The sequence below is a fragment of the Streptomyces sp. NPDC092296 genome (assembly GCF_044755465.1).
Lineage (GTDB): Bacteria > Actinomycetota > Actinomycetes > Streptomycetales > Streptomycetaceae > Peterkaempfera.
The window spans coordinates 417616-433732 of sequence record NZ_JBIVRB010000003.1; the positions used below are offsets into that span (position 1 = coordinate 417616).

Here is a 16117-nt window from a genome sequence, read left to right on the forward strand (position 1 = left end):
GAGACGACCATGGGGAGCTATAAGAGTGTCCAGGTCAGGCGCCTGCACCTGGCAGAACGTCACACGCGGGGCTGCTGTTGGGTGATGCAGTGGATACCGCCGCCATTGGCGAAGATGGGGCGGGCGTCGACCAGTTCGATGGTGCGGTCGGGGAAGACCTTGGCGAAGGCGTCGGCGGCTGCCGCGTCGCGCGGGTCGTCGAAGGCGCAGAGGATGACGGCGCCGTTGACCAGGTAGTGGTTGATGTAGGAGTAGTCGACGGGTTCGCCGGCGGGGTCGCGGAGGACGGTGGGGGCGGCCAGTTCGAGGACTTCCAGTGGGCGGCCGTGGGCGTCGGTGGCGGCGCGGAGCAGGGCGGCGATCTCCTGGCCGACCTGGTGGTCGGGGTGGGCCGGGTCGGGCTGGGTGTGGACGGCGACCAGGCCGGGGCGGAGGAAGGCGGCGACGATGTCGACGTGGCCCCGGGTGCCGAACTCGTCGTAGTCGCGGGTCAGGCCGCGCGGCAGCCAGATGGCCTTGCGGGTGCCGAGGTGGGCGTGGAGTTCCCGTTCCACCTGCTCGCGGGTCCAGCCGGGATTGCGGCCGGGGTCGAGCTGGACGGTCTCGGTGACCAGTACGGTGCCCTCGCCGTCGACGTGGATGCCGCCGCCCTCGTTGACCAGCCGGGAGGCGAAGCGGCGGGCGCCGGCCAGCCCGCCGACGTGCTCCGCGATGTGCCGGTCGTGGTCCCAGGAGGCCCAGGACTGGGCGCCCCAGCCGTTGAAGGTCCAGTCGGCGGCGGCCAGCGAGCCCCGGCCGTCGGTGAGGAAGGTCGGGCCGATGTCGCGCATCCAGGCGTCGTCCAGCGGCCGTTCGACCACCGTGACCGCCGGGTCGAGGTAGCGGCGGGCGGCCTCGGACTCCCCGGTGCCCGCGATGACGGTGACCGGTTCGTAGCGGGCGATGGTGCCCGCGACGGCCGCCCAGGCCAGGCGGGCGGTGTCCAGGTCGCTGCCGGGGCCGTCGTCCGTACCGAAGGTGTCGTTGGGGGTCGGGAAGGCCATCCAGGTCCGCTCGTGCGGCTGCCACTCGGCGGGCATGGAGAAGCCCAGGTCGGCGGGGGTGGGTGCGGTCGTCATGGGGTTCCTCGGGGTACGGGGGAGGGTCAGAGGAAGTAGAGGCGGCTGAGCGAGACGCTGTCGGCCGGTTCGGAGCGCAGCGGCTCGCCGTCCAGCGAGACCAGGCCGGTGGCGGCGTCCACCCGCACCTCGCCGGTACGACCGTTGCGGACCATGCTGCGCGGCCCGATGCCCCGGGTGTGCCGCACGGCGACCCGGCGCCGCCGGGTGGGCATGCCGTCGGCGGCACCGGCCGCGGCGGCCCCGGCGACGAAGGCCACCGACAGGTCGGCGGCGGTGGCCCCGTGGGCGCCGAACTGCGGGCCGAGCACCAGCGGTTCGCAGGTGTCGGTGGAGGCGTTGGGGTCACCGACCACGCCGTAAGCGGGGAAGCCGGCCTTGAGGACCAGTTGCGGCTTGGCGCCGAAGTGGTCGGGGCGCCAGAGCACGATGTCCGCGAGCTTGCCGACCTCCAGCGAGCCCACCTCGTGGGACAGGCCGTGCGCGATGGCGGGGTTGATGGTGAGTTTGGCGATGTACCGCAGTACGCGCTCGTTGTCGTCGCCGCCGTCGCGCTCCCCGTACGAGGAGGTGCCGTCCAGCGGGCCCAGTTCGCGCTTCATCTTCCCGGCCATGGCGAAGGTGCGCCGTACCGTCTCGCCGGCCCGGCCCATGCCCTGGGCGTCGGAGGAGGTGATGCCGATCAGCCCCAGGTCGTGCAGTACGTCCTCGGCGCCCATGGTGCCGGCCCGGATGCGGTCGCGGGCCATCGCCGCGTCGCCGGGGAGGTCCACCTTGAGGGCGTGCGCGGAGACGATCATGCCGAAGTGCTCGCCCAGCGCGTCCCGGCCGTAGGGCAGCGTCGGGTTGGTCGAGGAGCCGATGACATTGGGGACGCCGGCCATCCGCAGCACATTGGGGACATGCCCGCCGCCGCAGCCCTCGATGTGGAAGGCGTGGATGGTGCGGCCGTCCAGGACGGCCAGGGTGTCCTCCACCGAGAGGCACTCGTTGAGGCCGTCGGTGTGCAGCGCCACCTGGACGTCGTACTCCTCCGCCACCCGCAGGGCGGTGTCCAGCGCCCGGGTGTGGGCGCCCATGTCCTCGTGCACCTTGAAGCCGCAGGCACCGCCCTCGGCCAGCGCCTCCACCAGCGGCGCGTCCCCGGAGGAGGAGCCCCGGGCCAGGAAGCCGATGTTGACCGGCCAGGCGTCGAAGGCGTTGAAGGCGTGCCGCAGCGCCCACGGGGAGTTGACCCCGACGCCCCAGACCGGGCCGAACTCCTGGCCGATGATCGTGGTGACGCCGGAGGCGAGGGACGCCTCCATGATGCGCGGGGACAGCAGATGGACATGGGTGTCGATCGCCCCGGCGGTGGCGATCAGGCCCTCGCCGGAGACGATCGTGGTGCCGGTGCCGACCACCACGTCGACGCCGTCCAGGGTGTCCGGGTTGCCGGCCCGGCCGATGGCGGCGATCCGGCCGCCGACCAGGCCGATCGAGGTCTTGCGGATGCCGAGCACGGCGTCGATCACGGTGACGTTGCTGAGCACCACGTCACAGGTGTCGCGGACGGCGGCGGCCCGCAGATGCAGCCCGTCGCGGGCCGTCTTGCCGAACCCGGCCAGGAACTCCTCACCGGGCTGCTGGGAGTCGGACTCCACCCGGATGATCAGCCCGGAGTCGCCCAGCCGGAGCCGGTCCCCGGCCCGGGGGCCGTGCACGGCGATGTAGTCGTGCGGGTCGACGCCGCCCCGGAGGCTGCTGCCGTCACCGCCGGTCAGCTCGGCGTTGGAGGACCTCATGCGCCGCTGCTCCCTTCCACCGCGCCGCCGCCTTGCGGCCCGTCGTCGGCGTCGTCGGCGTCGTTGCCGTCGTACGCGTCGTTGCCGTCGTACGCCGTCAGATAGCCCGTCGCCCGCGCCTTGGCCAGCGCCGCCTCCCGGGCGCCGGGCGCGTCCAGCGGTCCGTCGACCAGCCCGGCGAAGCCGATGGCCACCCGGGCGCCGCCGATCGGGACCAGGTCGACCCGGACGGTCGCGCCCGGGTCGAAGCGCACCGAGGAGCCCGCCGCCACGGCCAGCCGGGTGCCGTACGCCGCCGCCCGGTCGAAGGCCAGTCGCGGGTTGCACTCGAAGAAGTGGAAGTGGGAGGTGACCGAGATCGGCACGTCGGAGGTGTTGCGCACCGGGAGGTGCACGGTGGCGCGGGCCGGTTCGCGGCCCGGCCCGTCGCCCGGCAGGGCGGCGCCGGGGGCGTCGTCGCCGAGCGAGCCCGCGCCCCGGAACGGGTCGGTGACCACGGCGAGCCGGGTGCCGTCGTCGAAGACCGCCTCCACCTGCACCATCGTGACCACGTCGGGGACGCCGGGCAGTACGTCCTCGGCGCCGAGGACCGTACGGCCGGCCTCGATGGCGTCCGCGAGCCGGGCCCCGTCGCGGGCGGCCTCGCAGACGGTGTCCGCGATCAGGGCGGTTGCCTCGGGGACGTTGAGCAGCACCCCTCGGGCGCGGCGGGCGCGGGCCAGTTCGGCGGCCGTGAAGATCAGCAGCCGGTCGCGCTCGGTGGGTGTCAGTCGCACGGTCCCTCGCTCGGCGGTTCAGAGGCGGTTTAGAACGGCGTTCAAATCCCTGGCGGCATTCAACCGCCGCACCCGCCGCTCTGTCCAGCCTCGCCCCCGCCGGGCCGCTCGGCACGGCGGGCGCGCCCGGCGGGCGGCGGCTTCGCCCGCCGTACCGCGACCGGGTGTCCCGGGCGCGCGGTCGGCGGTGGCCGGAAACCGATGGGGCGTCAGTTTCGCGGGCCCTCTGAGCGGGTGCGGGCGCGTCCACCTGCCCGTACGTGCGGGAGGGGCGCGGGGGTGCCGCCGAGGAGTGGTGCAGGGGGTGACGTACCAGGATTTGGGACGGCTTACGTGGGCATGACCGTTGCTGGCGCGGTATCTGCGCGCCACCGGGAATTCCCGACACAGCGGCTGCGGGAGGCAGGGGCGGTATCGGCCCCGAAGGGCGGAGCAGAAGTGAAGGACGGTCAATCGCGGCTCCCGCGACAGCGGAACGCCCCACCGGTCGGCGGCGGCCCGGACCCGCAGGCCCGCACCCCGGCGCCCCCCGACCACGAGACCATCGCCCCACACCTGCCGGCTGCCCCCGACCCCGGCCCGGCCGAGGCGCAGACCTCGCACGCGGCCCGGCTGGAACTCGCCCTGACCGCCACCGGCACCGGCTCCTTCGACTGGGACCTGGCCGCCGACCGGCTGGCCTGGGACGACCGCACCCGGCAGCTCTTCGCACTGCCCGCCGGCCAGTACGGCGCCCGGCCCGCCGTGCTGCGCGACCGCGTCCTGGCCGACGACCTGCCCCGCCTGGACGCCGCCGTCCGGGCCGCCGTCGCCGCCTGCGGCCCGTACCGGGTGCACTTCCGCGTCACCGGGACCGGCGGCGCCGAGCGCCGGGTCTCCGCCCACGGCCGCGCGCTGGCCGGGCCGGACGGCCGCGCCGCCCGGGTCGTCGGCATCGTCCGCGACGTCACCGCGGAGCAGGACCTCGCCTCCTGGCTCCAGCGCATCATGCTGCCCCGCCGGATGCCCCGGATACCCGGCGTCGCCGTCGCCGCCCGCTACACCACCGGCACCCACGGCCTGGAACTCGGCGGCGACTGGTACGACGTCATCCCGCTGCCCGGCGCCCACGTCGGCCTGGTCATCGGAGACGTCCAGGGCCACAATGTGCACGCCGCCGCCGTGATGGGCCAACTCCGCGCCGCGCTGCGCGCCTACGCCGCCGAGGGCCACGACCCGGCGGCCGTCGCCTCCCGGGCCTCCCGCTTCCTGGCCGACCTGGACACCGGCCTCTTCGCCACCTGCACCTACCTCGACCTGGACACCCTGGCCGGCAGCGCCGAGATCGTCCGCGCCGGGCAGCTGGGCCCGCTGATCCGCGGCCCGCACGGCGACTGCGCCTGGCCCGCCGTCGAGGGCGGCCTGCCGCTCGGCATCGAACCCGAGCACGGCTACCCGGTGACCCGCCTGGACCTGGAGCCCGGCAGCGCGCTGCTGCTCTGCACCGACGGCGCGGTGGGCTCCCGCACGCTGGACATGGACAGCGGCGCGCGCGGCCTGCGCGAGTACCTGGCGGCCAGCCCGGTGGACGACCTGGAGGCGCTGGCCGGTGCCATGGCCGACCTCGCCCGCGAGCAGCACGGCGGCCCCGACGACCTCGCGCTGCTGCTCGCCCGCTGGGACGCCCCCGCCGACCACGTCCTGCGGCGGCGGCTGCGGCGCGCCGTCGACCCCGCCGACCTGGTCGCGGTGAGCAGGGTACGGCGCCAGCTGCGCGCCGCGCTGCTGCGCTGGGGCGTGCCCGAGCTGGCCGACACCGCCGAACTGCTCGCCTCCGAGCTGGTCACCAACGCCCTGGTCCACACCGACCACGGCGCGGTGCTCGCCGCCACCCTGGTCACCCCCGCGCCGGACGCGGCCGGGCCGGGCGTCCCCGATGCCGTGCTGCCCGACGCCGTGTTGCCTGATGCCGTGCTGCCCGACTTCCCGGCCCCGCTCCGGACGGCCCCGCGCACCCCGGCCCGGGGCACCCGGCTGCGGGTGGAGGTGCACGACCGCGCCTCGCAGCGGCCGCAGCCGCGCACCCCGGGCGAGCAGGCGTCCTCCGGGCGCGGCCTGCTGCTGGTCCAGGCGCTGGCCGACGACTGGGGGGTGCAGCCGCGCGGCGAGGGCAAGGTCACCTGGTTCGAGCTGGTCTGCCCGTGACACCGCGCCGCCGCGCTTCGCGGGCCGCTGGGTTAGCCTCGACGGTGGTGCGCCGGAGCGCGCCCGCCCCGGCAGCCGCCGGTCCGCCGGCCGGTTCGCAGGCGACCGGTCCACCTGGGACCGGCATTGCCGCACGGGCGAACATCCGAGAGGATGCAGAGAACTTGTGCGGTCCGCCCAGGGCCGCGGTGATGTGGGGAGCGGCAGGACAACCATGGCGATTGAGCCCGAGCCGCAAGGGCCCGCCCGCCGGCCTCCGTTCCGCCCCCCGGAACAGAGCGTGCGCGAGCGCGAACGAGGAGCCCGGGAGCGCGCCCCGCGCGGTCGGCAGGCGGCCGCCGCCCGTGGCGGACCGGTGCCCGGCGCGGACTCGGCCCCGGAGTGGCTCGAACCGGCGATGGCCGCCAACGGCATCGGCTCCTTCGACTGGGACATCCGGGGCGACGTCCTGGAGGGCGACCTGCGGGCCCGCCGCATCCTCGGCCTGCCGGGCGACTGCTTCGACCGCAGCATCGAGGCGTTCCTCACCCTGCTCCACCCCCAGGACGCCCCTGTGGTGCGGCGGCGCGTCGACCGGGCGGTCACCGAGCTGGGCCAGTGCGGCGCCTACTTCCGGATCGTCCACCCCGGCGGCGAGCTGCACGCGGTGCGCTTCCGGGGCCGGGTGCTGGCCGACGCCCAGGGGCGGCCCTCCCGGATGGTCGGCTTCGTCTGGGACGCCACCGTCGAACTCCACAAGCGCACCCGGGCCGACCTGATGGCCGTGCTCCGCGAGGAGCGCACCCGCTTCATCAAGGAGGCCGCCCGCGCCCTGTCCGAGGCGGTCACCGTCCGCGACGTGGCCCGGGTCTTCACCGAACTGCCGCTGCCCGGCCGACCGCCGGACGGCCTGGTCCTCGCCTCACTGGAGAACGGCCGACTCCAGATCCTGGGCGCCACCGGCTACCACGCCGAGTCGATCCGCCCGTACGACCGCAGCCCGCTGGACTCCGGCCACCCCGCCGCCGACGCCGTCCGCACCCGTACGCCGATCTTCCTCGCCAACCGCGACGAGTACCGCGAGCGCTACCCCGAGACCTGGCCCCGGGTCGACCCGCTCGGCCACAACTCCTGGGCCTTCCTGCCGCTGATCGCGGGCAGCCGGCCCATCGGCGTCTGCCTGATCAGCTTTGACGACGGCCGCGAGCTCGACGGCGACGACCGCACCCTGCTCGCCACCCTCGGCGGCCTGGTCGCCCAGTCGCTGGCCCGCGCCCGGCTGCACGACGCCGAGCACGAGCTGGCGTCCGGCTTGCAGCGGGTGATGCTGCCGCGCCGGGTGCCGCCGGTGGCCGGGACCACCACCGCCGTCCGCTACCTGCCGTCCGGCACCGGGCTCCAGATCGGCGGCGACTGGTACGACGTCGTCCCGCTGCCCGGCGGCCACGTCGGCCTGGTGATAGGGGACGTCCAGGGCCACGATGTGCACGCCGCCGGAGTGATGGGCCAGCTGCGGATCGCGCTGCGCGCCTACGCCGCCGAGGGGCACCCGCCCGCCGCGGTGATGGCCCGCGCCTCCCGCTTCCTGGCCGACCTGGACACCGGGCACTTCGCCACCTGCACCTACGCCGAGGTCAATGTCGAGTACGGCGTGGTGTACGCCGTCCGGGCCGGCCACCTCGATCCGGTCGTACGGCGGGCCGACGGCACCGCCAGCGTGCAGCCGGTGACGGGCGGCCTGCCGCTGGGCATCGCGCCGGAGGAGGAGTACCAGGTCACCCGGTTCACCCTGGACCCGGACGAGATCGTGGTGCTCACCACCGACGGCCTGGTCGAGGCCCGCGCCGTCGACCTGGACGAGGGCATGGACCGGCTGCGCCGGTCGGTCGGCGGCCCGCTGCCGGAGCCGGTCGGCGCCGCCGACCCGCTGGAGGCGCTGGCCGACCGGATCGCGGCGGAGGCCGCCGAGTCGGCCGAGCGCGAGGACGACATCGCGCTGCTGCTGATGCGGTGGGACGGGCCGCCCGGCGGCCAGCCGCCGAGGCAGCTGCGCCGCCGCGTCGGCCAGGCGGACCTGGCCCGGATCGCCGAGCTGCGGGCCGAGCTGCGGGACGCGGTGAGCCGCTGGGGTGTGGGCGACCTGGCCGACACCACCGAGCTGCTGGCCTCCGAGCTGGTCACCAATGCGCTGGTCCACACCGACCGGGACGCCATGGTCACCGCGCGGCTCTACCGCGACGGGCAGGGGCCGGTACGGCTCCGGTTCGAGGTGGAGGACGAGTCGGACCAGTGGCCGCGCCGCCGCACCCCGGGCGAGCAGGCGTCCTCCGGCCGGGGCCTGATGCTGGTGGAGGCGCTGGCCGACTCCTGGGGCGTGGAGCCGCGCGGCAGCGGCAAGCGGATGTGGTTCGAACTCACCGCTCCCACCGCCTGAGCCGCCGCCGGTCGGCGGCTCAGGCGGTAGGGGCGGTGAGCCTGGAGGCGGCGTCAGCCGAGCTGCTGTTCCAGATCCCTGAGCTTCTGCTCCAGCGAGTCCAGCTTGGGCAGCGTCAGGGTGTCGTCATGGGCGCTCAGGTCGATGGTGCGCGGCTCGGCCGGGGCGTCGTCGGCGCGCTTGGCGCCGCGCCGGTCGTCGCTGCCGCGCTTGGCGCCGCGCCGGTCGTACCCGGCGGGCTCACCCGCCGTGGCCAGGGCCGGGGCGGCGGACCGGCGGGCGCGAGGTCCGGGCCGGCCGCTCAGCGCCCGGAGTTCGGCCCGCTCGCGCCGCCCGGCCAGCCGCTGCCGCTCCCGGGTCGACTGCTTCTCCCTGCGCTCCTCGCGGACCTCCTCGACCGCCTCGTCCAGGTTGCGTACGCCCTCCAGCAGCATCAGCGACCAGGCGGCGAAGGTCTCCCGGGGCGCGCGCAGCCAGCGGACCATCCGGATCTGCGGCAGCGGGCGCGGCACCAGGCCCTGCTCCCGCAGCGCCGCCCGGCGGGTCTGCTTCAGCGCCCGGTCGAACAGCACGGCCGCCGAGAGCGACATCCCCGCGAAGAACTGCGGGGCGCCGTCATGGCCGCCGCCGCGCGGGGCGTGCACCCAGTTGAACCAGGCGGACGCCGCCGCGAAGAGCCAGACCAGCAGCCGGGAGCCGAGCGCCGCGTCGCCGTGGCTGGCCTCGCGCACCGCCAGCACCGAGCAGAACATCGCGGCGCCGTCCAGCCCGAACGGCACCAGGTACTCCCAGCCGCCGGACAGCCCCAGGTTGGTGACGCCGAAGCCGACCAGGCCGTGGAAGGAGAGCGCGGCCGCCACTGCGGCGCAGCAGAAGAGCAGCGTGTACGAGGAGATCCCGTACACCATCTCCCTGCGCCGCCGCCGTTCCTCGCCGCGCTCCCAGGAATCGCCGGTGCGGGTCCGGCCGGTGGTGCCCCGGATGCGCAGCAAGGCCACCAGTGCGGCGACGACCACCAGCACGGCCGCGGCTGCCGCGGCCCAGCCCGGCGAGATGTCGGAGAGTCTCATGGCGGACCATCCTGGCGGAAGATCCGCCCCCGGAGCACCCCTTCGGCGGTATTCCACCGCTGCGGGGGACATTACTCTCCCGCCCGGCCCGGCTAGTTCAGGGTGCTGCGGTCCCGGCGTACGTCGCAGGTGCGGGGGCAGCTGAAGCAGGCTTCGGCCGGGCGCACGGTGTAGAAGAGGCAGCAGCTGACCCGGGTCCGGGTGCGGATGGGCTCCTGCCCGGGGCCCTGGTCCAGCGGCCGGAAACCGGCCCGCCCGGCGAACGGCGGGGTGGTGCCCGGCAGCAGCTCGGTCAGCTCGGCGGCGGCCCGCTCCTCCTCGCCCAGCAGGCTGCCCAGGTACCAGAGCCCTTCCACCAGCTCGTCGGTGGCCATCCCCCACAGGGTGCGCGGCCCCCGCCGCAGCTGCGGGCGGAAGACGGCGAGCAGCGGCTCCAGGTGCTCGGCGACCGCGGCCAGCAGTTCGCGGCGCAGCGCCGCCTCGTCGGGGACCACCCGGGCGTGCGGCAGTCCGGCGGCCGGATCGTCCGGCAGGCAGGCGAACGTCACCGGTTCGGCGGTCAGCATTCCGGCGGGGCGGTTCATCGAGACCGCGTCCACCGGCAGCCTGGGCACCCGCCGCTCCAGGAACCACGGCAGGCTGAACAGCAGGCAGACCGGCCAGGCGTAGCGGTGCAGGGCGAAGCTGGCGGCGACGTCCGGCCGCAGCGGCTGCCCGTACTCGGCGGGGCCGCGCGCCTCCTCCACGGCGATCAGCCGCCGCAGCGCGGCGGGGTCGCGCACCAGGTCGGCCACCGTGACCCAGTCGCCGCCGGAGCGCGGCGCGCCCTGCTCCACCCGCAGCGCGGGGAAGACCTCCGCCAGGCGCGCGTACGCGGCCGTGCAGGGGCGGGCGGTGCGCGGGTGCGCGACGATGGTGCTGGCGGCGTGCATGATGCGGGGACCCCGTCGTTCGAAGGTCAACAGCGGTGCAGGTAAGGCTAACCTTAGCTGACCTTGCCGTCGGCCGCACCGGCGCCCCGCCCGTCGACCCCGCGCGCCGCCGGGTCCCCCAACCGCCCCACCAGCCACACCGGCACCCCGCCGAGCGCCCCCGCCAGCCGCGCCGCCTCCGCCCGCAGCCGGATCGCCTCCGCCGGATCGGACGCCTCGGCCAGCGACGCCAGCGCGGGCGCCACCCCCACCGTGAACCCCAGCTGCTCCCGCAGCCGCAGCGAGACGGTGAACCCCTCCCGGGCCGCAGCGACATCGCCGCCGCGCAGCGCGAGCCCCGCCAGATGGCGGCTGGTGTGCGAGCGCAGTAAGTCGTCGCCGCGCTCCAACGCGCCGCGCTGCGCCCGCAGATAGGCGGTGCGCGCCGCCACCGGGTCGCGTTGCAGGTTCTCCGCGACCAGCCCCCGGCGGAAGTCCAGCAGCGGCCGGCCGGGCGCGTCGGGCGCCAGGATGGCCGAAGTGCGACCCAGCGCCGCCTTGGCCTCGTCCGCCCGGTCCCGGACGTGCAGCAGGGTCGCCACATACGCCAGGAAGCCGCGCTCGCACGCCGCCGCCGCCCGCTGCTCGGTGTTGCGGGCGGCGGCCTCGGCCTGCCGCAGCGCGTTCTCCGCGTCCTCCCAGCCTTCGGCGGTGTAGAGGCACTGCTCGATCAGCAGCTCGGCGCGGCTCAGCGCAGCCCAAGGGTCCCGCCCGGCCAGCGGGGCGAGCAGTTCCGCCGCCTCCGCCCAGCAGGCACGCGAGCGCAGCCGCCACACCGCGTCACCCCCGGTGGCGGTTGCCCGGGGCTGGCCCCGCCAAGGGCCGACCGGGGCTGCTCCGTGCTCCGACAACGCCACCTCCTCGTGCGCGTGTCCGGCACCAAGGATCGCCGTTGCGGAATTCCAACATGCTGACGCGCTTGTGCGCCAGATCACTAACGGGCCGCATTTGGTGGCGTTTTCTCAGCGGAGCGAAGAACCGCCGGTCAGGACGGGGAGCCGGTCCGCACCAGCAGTCGGGCCGCGCCGTTGACCGGTTGCGGCATGCCGGTGCGGTCCAGTACGAACAGTGCGACCAGCAGTTGTTCGCCCCGCACCACGGCGTCCGGCGCGTAGCCGGCCAGGGTGAACATCACGGCCACCGACTCCTCGGCGTGCAGCGTGCTGAGCCAGAGGCACTCCACCGACCGCAGGTCGGCCGGTTCCGGCCAGATGTCGACCTGGGCCACCAACCGGTCGCCCAGCAGCCGGATGCCGTCCCGCTCCTGGCCCTGGGACAGCTCCCGGCTGCCGAGCCCCAGCCACTCCAGATACCTGGCCGCCGTCGCCACCGCGTCGTGCGAGGTGCGCACCGGTACGGCCCGGAACCGCGGCCGGGCCGCCGCCGGTCCGGCCGCCGCCGACCCGGACGCGGCGGGCGCCGGGCCGGTCGGCGGCAGCGCCGTGCCGGGTGGGGCCGTGCCGGGTGGGGCCGACCCGGGTGGGGCCGCCGGCGGGTGCAGCACCGGCGAACCGTCCACCGGCAGCCGTACCGTGGCCCCGCAGTTGCAGGTGAACTCGGGCTGCGGCCACTGGTCCGAGCGCCCGCACCGGGGGCAGCGCATGCTCAGCCAGGAGTCCTCCCAGGAGCGGAAGCGCACCTGCACCGGCACCCCGCCGCGCAGCAGCGGCACGCTGAGCGACGCGCCGCACGGGCAGGGCAGCCGGGGCGGCTCATAGCGGTGCTCCCGCCGGCAGGCGGGGCAGCGCACCGGCCCGGCTCCGCTCGCGGGGAGCCCGGACCCGCGAGCGGCGGACTCGTCGGGCATCGGCGTTCCGGACATCGTGCGTACCGTCCGATCGGATGGGAGAGGCGGTCTTCCGCTTCCCATGCTCCCCGATCCCGTCACCGCGCGGCGTGACTTGCGGCAGTTCTCAGGGAGCACTCAGGGACCGGCTCCTCCGCCGGGACTACCCGGCGCACTGCGCCTGCATCACCTTCTTGTCCGCGGTGGTCACCGGCAGTCCGTACTTGAGCGCCACCTGCGCGAACCTGACCACATAGGAGCAGCGCACCGCCTTGTTGGCGGGCAGCCAGGAGGCCGGTCCGTAGTCCCGCTTCTGCGCGTTCTGCGAGCCGTCGGCGGGCAGCAGATTGAGCGGGTCGTTGGCGATCCGGGTGCGCTTGGCCTTGTCCCAGTGCGAGGCGCCCATCTGCCAGTCGTACGACAGCGGCATCACATGGTCGATCTGGATCTTGGTGGCGTGCGTCTTGGTCCAGTCGACCGTCTTGCCGGTGTACGGGTCGTACATCGTCATGGAGGTGATGATGCAGCGGGAGCCGGCCTTGTGGACCAGCTTGCGGCCGTCGCGGGCGAGCATGTCGTTGCGGGTGTCGCAGCCGTTGTGGCCGAGCGGCACGCCGTCGACCGCGTCGCTCCAGGCGTAGCCGAACTGCTCCCTGGTGTACCCGGTCTTGGGGCCCTTGCCCGCCGTGCGCACCTTGGCGATCAGATCCTCCGCCCTGGCGCGGTCCTGACTGCTGGTGATCGGGCCGAGACCCGGCTTGGTGCCGTCGGGGTTGTCCAGCGGGTTGGTGCCCAGCGCGGCCGTGGCGGTGCTCGGCGGGGTGGCGGCGGTGGTGTGCGGGGTGGAGCCCGTGGTCACCGAGTCGTTGTCCACCACGGAGGAGGAGCAGCCGGTGAGCGCGAGCAGCAGGATAGCGGTGGCGGATATGGCGGGGCGGCTCTTGCGCACAGGTCTCTCCGACGGGCAGTGGGGCTGGTTGCGCACACAGCACACCAGGGTGCATAACGGCACGTCAAGGCGGTGCTGTGGGGCGCCAGGCGGGCACCGGCGGCGCTCGGGCCGACCCGCTCGCGCCGGAGCCGACCATTCCGCTTGGCCGTCGCCGGGCGGCTCGGCTCCGGGTGGGGCAGGCTGGGCCCATGGGAGACGTACGGGCGCCGGTGGCCGGGCTGCCACCGGTGGCCGCGCTGGTGCTGGCGGCCGGCGGTGGGCGGCGGCTGGGCGGGCGGCCGAAGGCGCTGCTGGCGTACCGGGGCCGGCCGCTGCTGGAGCACGCCGTGGCGGTGGTCCGGGGCGGCGGCTGCGCTCCGGTGCATGTGGTGCTGGGGGCGGAGCGGGAGCGGGTGGCGGCCACCGCCGAGCTGGCGGGGTGCGCGGTGGTGGCCAACCCCGACTGGGCGTCCGGCCTCGGCTCCTCGCTGCGGGCCGGGCTGGCGTCGCTGCCGCCGGGCTGCTCCGCCGCCCTGGTGGCGCTGGTGGACACGCCCGGGGTCACCCCGGCGGCGGTCGCCCGGCTGCTGGCCGCGCACCGCGCCGGGGCGGCGCTGGCGGCGGCCTGCTACGGCGGTGGGCGCGGCCATCCGGTGCTGATCGGCGCCCGGTACTTCGGCGAGGCGGCGGCCGGCGCGCGGGGTGACACGGGGGCGCGGGCGCTGCTGGCCGCGCGGGCGGGTGAGCTGGTGCTGGTGGAGTGCGGCGACGTGGCGGCGCCGGACGACGTGGACACCCCGCAGGACTGGGCGCGCTGGTCGGGGCAGCCGGGGCAGCCGGGGTGGCCGGGGTCGCTGGGGCAGTCGGGCTGAGCGTCAGCCCGCCGCGTCCTTCAGCTCCTGGGCCAGCACGCACATGCTGCGGACGGCCTCCGGGTCGTCCCGGTCCGCCAGCTGCCGGGCGACCACCCGGCGCAGCAGCGTGCGCAGCGTCCGCTGCTCCTCGGGGTCGAGGGCACCGAGCAGATGCGCTTCGGCGGCCGCCAGGGCGGCGGTGGCTCCGGCGAGCCGCCGCCGGCCGAGTTCGGTGGCGACCACCGTACGGTTGCGCCGGTCCGCCGGGTCGGCGCGGCGCTCGACCAGCCCGGCCCGTACCAGGTCGTCGACCAGGTAGACCATCACCGTGCGGTCCAGCCCGAGCTGCCGGGCCAGCTCGATCTGGTTGCGGGCGCTGCCGTGGACGGCGGCGGCGAGCACCAGATGGCCGCGCGGCCCGGCGGGCAGGTCCGCCAGTACCGCCTGCGACGCCGTCAGATACCCGTGCCACGCCTGCCCGAGCAGCCAGCCGAGCTCGGCCTCCAGCCCGGCGGGCAGCTCGGGCGCCTGGTCATCGGTCACCGCCTCACTCTACCCAGCGAGGGAGATATCCGTATTGCCGGATGATATGGGACACCCGGTGCGGGGCCGTTCAGCCGAGCTGGATCGACCGCTTGGCCAGCCCCAGCCAGAAGCCGTCGATCACACTGCGCTGGCCGGCCAGGTCGTCGGCACCGGCGCCGAGCGTGACGAACAGCGGCGCGAAGTGCTCGGTACGGGGGTGGGCGAGCCGCCCGGCGGGCGCCTTGCGCTCGAAGTCCAGCAGTGCGTCCACATCGCCCGCCGCCAGCGCCCGGCGCCCCCAGTCGTCGAACTCGGCCATCACGGAGGAGACGTTGCCGTCCGGGCTGATCGCCCGCAGGTTGTGGGTGAAGAAGCCGCTGCCGACGATCAGTACGCCCTCGTCGCGCAGCGGGGCCAGCCGCCGCCCCAGCTCCATCAGCCGCTGCGGGTCCAGGGTCGGCATGGACACCTGGAGTACCGGGATGTCGGCTGCCGGGTACATCTCCACCAGCGGTACATAGGCGCCGTGGTCCAGCCCCCGGTCCGGGATGTCCTGCACCGGCGTACCGGGGGCCCGCAGCAGCCGCCTGACCTGCTCGGCCAGCGCGGGGGCGCCCGGGGCGGGATAGGCCACCCGGTAGTAGTGCTCCGGGAAGCCCCAGAAGTCGTACACCAGCGGGACGGTGCTGGTCGCGCCCAGTGCGAGCGGCGCCTCCTCCCAGTGGGCGGAGACCATCAGGATCGCCTTCGGCCGGGGCAGCTCGGCCGACCAGGCGGCCAGCTCGGCGGGCCAGACCGGGTCGTCCGCCAGCGGCGGTGCGCCGTGCGAGAGGTAGAGCGCGGGCATCCGCTCCGGGGTGGCGGTGGTCATGGGGGGGGCTCCTTCCGCACGGGTGGTTCAAATTTGAACCTGCTGTCGACCGTACACGTTGATTCGAATGTGAACAATCGGCGTAGGGTGGCGCCATGGGTGAGACCAGGTGGCTGGACGAGGGCGAGATGCGGGCATGGGAGGGGTTCATCGCCGCGAGTGCGCTGCTGAACCGCCGGATCGAACAGCAGCTCAAGGAGGAGGCGGGCCTCTCGCACCCGCAGTACGAGATCCTGGTCCGGCTGGAGCGCGCCCCCGACGGCGAGCTGCGGATGACCGAGCTGGCCGACGCCCTGCTCAGCTCCAAGAGCGGCATCACCTACCAGGTCACCCAGCTGGAGAAGGCCGGTCTGGTACGTCGCCGCTCCTGCCCGACCGATGTGCGCGGCGTCATCGCCACCCTCACCGAGCAGGGCCGCGACCGGCTGCGCGAGGCGGCCCCCGGGCATGTCGCGCTGGTCCGCGAACTGCTGATCGACGTGCTCGGTCCGGAGCAGCTCGCCGTGCTGGCCGACGGCCTCGGCGCCGTCGGCCGGCGGCTGCGCGGCGCGGCGGGGGAGTGACGCCCGGCGACGTGGTCTGTCACCGGCTCCGCCGGCTCTGTGAGGCGTTGGCGAGACCCGACGGTGAAGCGGCTCTGTTTCGGCGCGCAGCCTGGGCGCCGCCTCCACTGACGGTCCGTCAGTAAGGCGGGAGGCGCGGCGCACTGAGCACACCGCGCGCCCCGGGGCTGCTGCGAGTGCCCCGTTGACCTCCGTCCCGGCTGCCGCGATCCTGGGGGCCGGAAGAGACCGGGGGGCTCGTACGACGTCCTCGGTTCGCACGGCATGAGGG

14 protein-coding genes are annotated in these 16117 nt (G+C 75.2%); 4 read left to right on the forward strand and 10 right to left on the reverse strand.

Translation table 11 applies throughout. The features are described from left to right. Nucleotides 1-59: 59 nt before the first annotated feature. From ACIQGZ_RS12255 to ureA, 3 genes are read right to left on the reverse strand one after another with little or no spacing between them, the layout of a single operon-like run. Complete coding sequence (locus tag ACIQGZ_RS12255; RefSeq protein ID WP_402601214.1) at nt 60-1118, reverse strand: agmatine/peptidylarginine deiminase; 1059 nt, start codon at nt 1116-1118, stop codon at nt 60-62. A 26-nt stretch (nt 1119-1144) separates the two neighbouring features. Further along, nucleotides 1145-2902: an urease subunit alpha gene (locus ACIQGZ_RS12260; RefSeq protein ID WP_402601215.1), complete on the reverse strand. Its 1758-nt coding sequence runs from the start codon at nt 2900-2902 to the stop codon at nt 1145-1147. Next, nucleotides 2899-3678, reverse strand: coding sequence for an urease subunit gamma (ureA, locus tag ACIQGZ_RS12265; RefSeq protein ID WP_402601217.1), 780 nt, complete (start codon nt 3676-3678; stop codon nt 2899-2901). Before ureA ends, ACIQGZ_RS12260 begins: the two co-directional genes overlap by 4 nt. A gap of 438 nt (nt 3679-4116) precedes the next feature. Here ureA and ACIQGZ_RS12270 point away from each other — a divergent pair, with 438 nt between their 5' ends. Both ACIQGZ_RS12270 and ACIQGZ_RS12275 read left to right on the forward strand, forming a co-directional pair. After that, nucleotides 4117-5862, forward strand: a complete 1746-nt coding sequence (locus tag ACIQGZ_RS12270; protein WP_402601219.1) for a SpoIIE family protein phosphatase — start codon at nt 4117-4119, stop codon at nt 5860-5862. A gap of 280 nt (nt 5863-6142) precedes the next feature. Further along, a complete protein-coding gene (locus ACIQGZ_RS12275; protein ID WP_402601220.1) occupies nt 6143-8275 on the forward strand; it encodes a SpoIIE family protein phosphatase in 2133 nt (710 codons plus the stop codon). A 53-nt stretch (nt 8276-8328) separates the two neighbouring features. Here ACIQGZ_RS12275 and ACIQGZ_RS12280 read toward each other — a convergent pair whose 3' ends face one another. The 5 genes from ACIQGZ_RS12280 to ACIQGZ_RS12300 all read right to left on the reverse strand — a co-directional run bounded on the left by ACIQGZ_RS12280 (nt 8329) and on the right by ACIQGZ_RS12300 (nt 13051). Further along, on the reverse strand, nt 8329-9345 hold the full coding sequence (locus ACIQGZ_RS12280) for a DUF2637 domain-containing protein (RefSeq protein ID WP_402601221.1): 1017 nt from the start codon (nt 9343-9345) through the stop codon (nt 8329-8331). Between the two features lie 92 nt (nt 9346-9437). Beyond that, complete coding sequence (locus ACIQGZ_RS12285; RefSeq protein ID WP_402601222.1) at nt 9438-10277, reverse strand: (2Fe-2S)-binding protein; 840 nt, start codon at nt 10275-10277, stop codon at nt 9438-9440. Between the two features lie 53 nt (nt 10278-10330). Beyond that, complete coding sequence (locus tag ACIQGZ_RS12290; protein ID WP_402601224.1) at nt 10331-11167, reverse strand: hypothetical protein; 837 nt, start codon at nt 11165-11167, stop codon at nt 10331-10333. Between the two features lie 134 nt (nt 11168-11301). Beyond that, nucleotides 11302-12138: a hypothetical protein gene (locus tag ACIQGZ_RS12295; RefSeq protein WP_402601225.1), complete on the reverse strand. Its 837-nt coding sequence runs from the start codon at nt 12136-12138 to the stop codon at nt 11302-11304. Nucleotides 12139-12265: 127 nt separating this feature from the next. Continuing rightward, nucleotides 12266-13051, reverse strand: coding sequence for an HNH endonuclease family protein (locus ACIQGZ_RS12300; RefSeq protein WP_402601226.1), 786 nt, complete (start codon nt 13049-13051; stop codon nt 12266-12268). A gap of 191 nt (nt 13052-13242) precedes the next feature. Here ACIQGZ_RS12300 and ACIQGZ_RS12305 point away from each other — a divergent pair, with 191 nt between their 5' ends. Beyond that, nucleotides 13243-13905 (forward strand): NTP transferase domain-containing protein, encoded by a 663-nt coding sequence (locus ACIQGZ_RS12305; RefSeq protein ID WP_402601227.1) that lies wholly within the window; start codon nt 13243-13245, stop codon nt 13903-13905. A gap of 3 nt (nt 13906-13908) precedes the next feature. Here the strand turns inward: ACIQGZ_RS12305 and ACIQGZ_RS12310 are convergent, their stop codons facing one another. Both ACIQGZ_RS12310 and ACIQGZ_RS12315 read right to left on the reverse strand, forming a co-directional pair. Further along, a complete protein-coding gene (locus ACIQGZ_RS12310; RefSeq protein WP_402601228.1) occupies nt 13909-14430 on the reverse strand; it encodes a MarR family winged helix-turn-helix transcriptional regulator in 522 nt (173 codons plus the stop codon). Between the two features lie 70 nt (nt 14431-14500). Next, nucleotides 14501-15283: a dioxygenase gene (locus ACIQGZ_RS12315; RefSeq protein WP_402601230.1), complete on the reverse strand. Its 783-nt coding sequence runs from the start codon at nt 15281-15283 to the stop codon at nt 14501-14503. A 95-nt stretch (nt 15284-15378) separates the two neighbouring features. On the opposite strand from ACIQGZ_RS12315, the gene ACIQGZ_RS12320 reads away from it, so the two are divergent. Continuing rightward, nucleotides 15379-15846 (forward strand): MarR family winged helix-turn-helix transcriptional regulator, encoded by a 468-nt coding sequence (locus ACIQGZ_RS12320; protein WP_402601232.1) that lies wholly within the window; start codon nt 15379-15381, stop codon nt 15844-15846. The last annotated feature ends 271 nt before the right edge of the window (nt 15847-16117 follow it).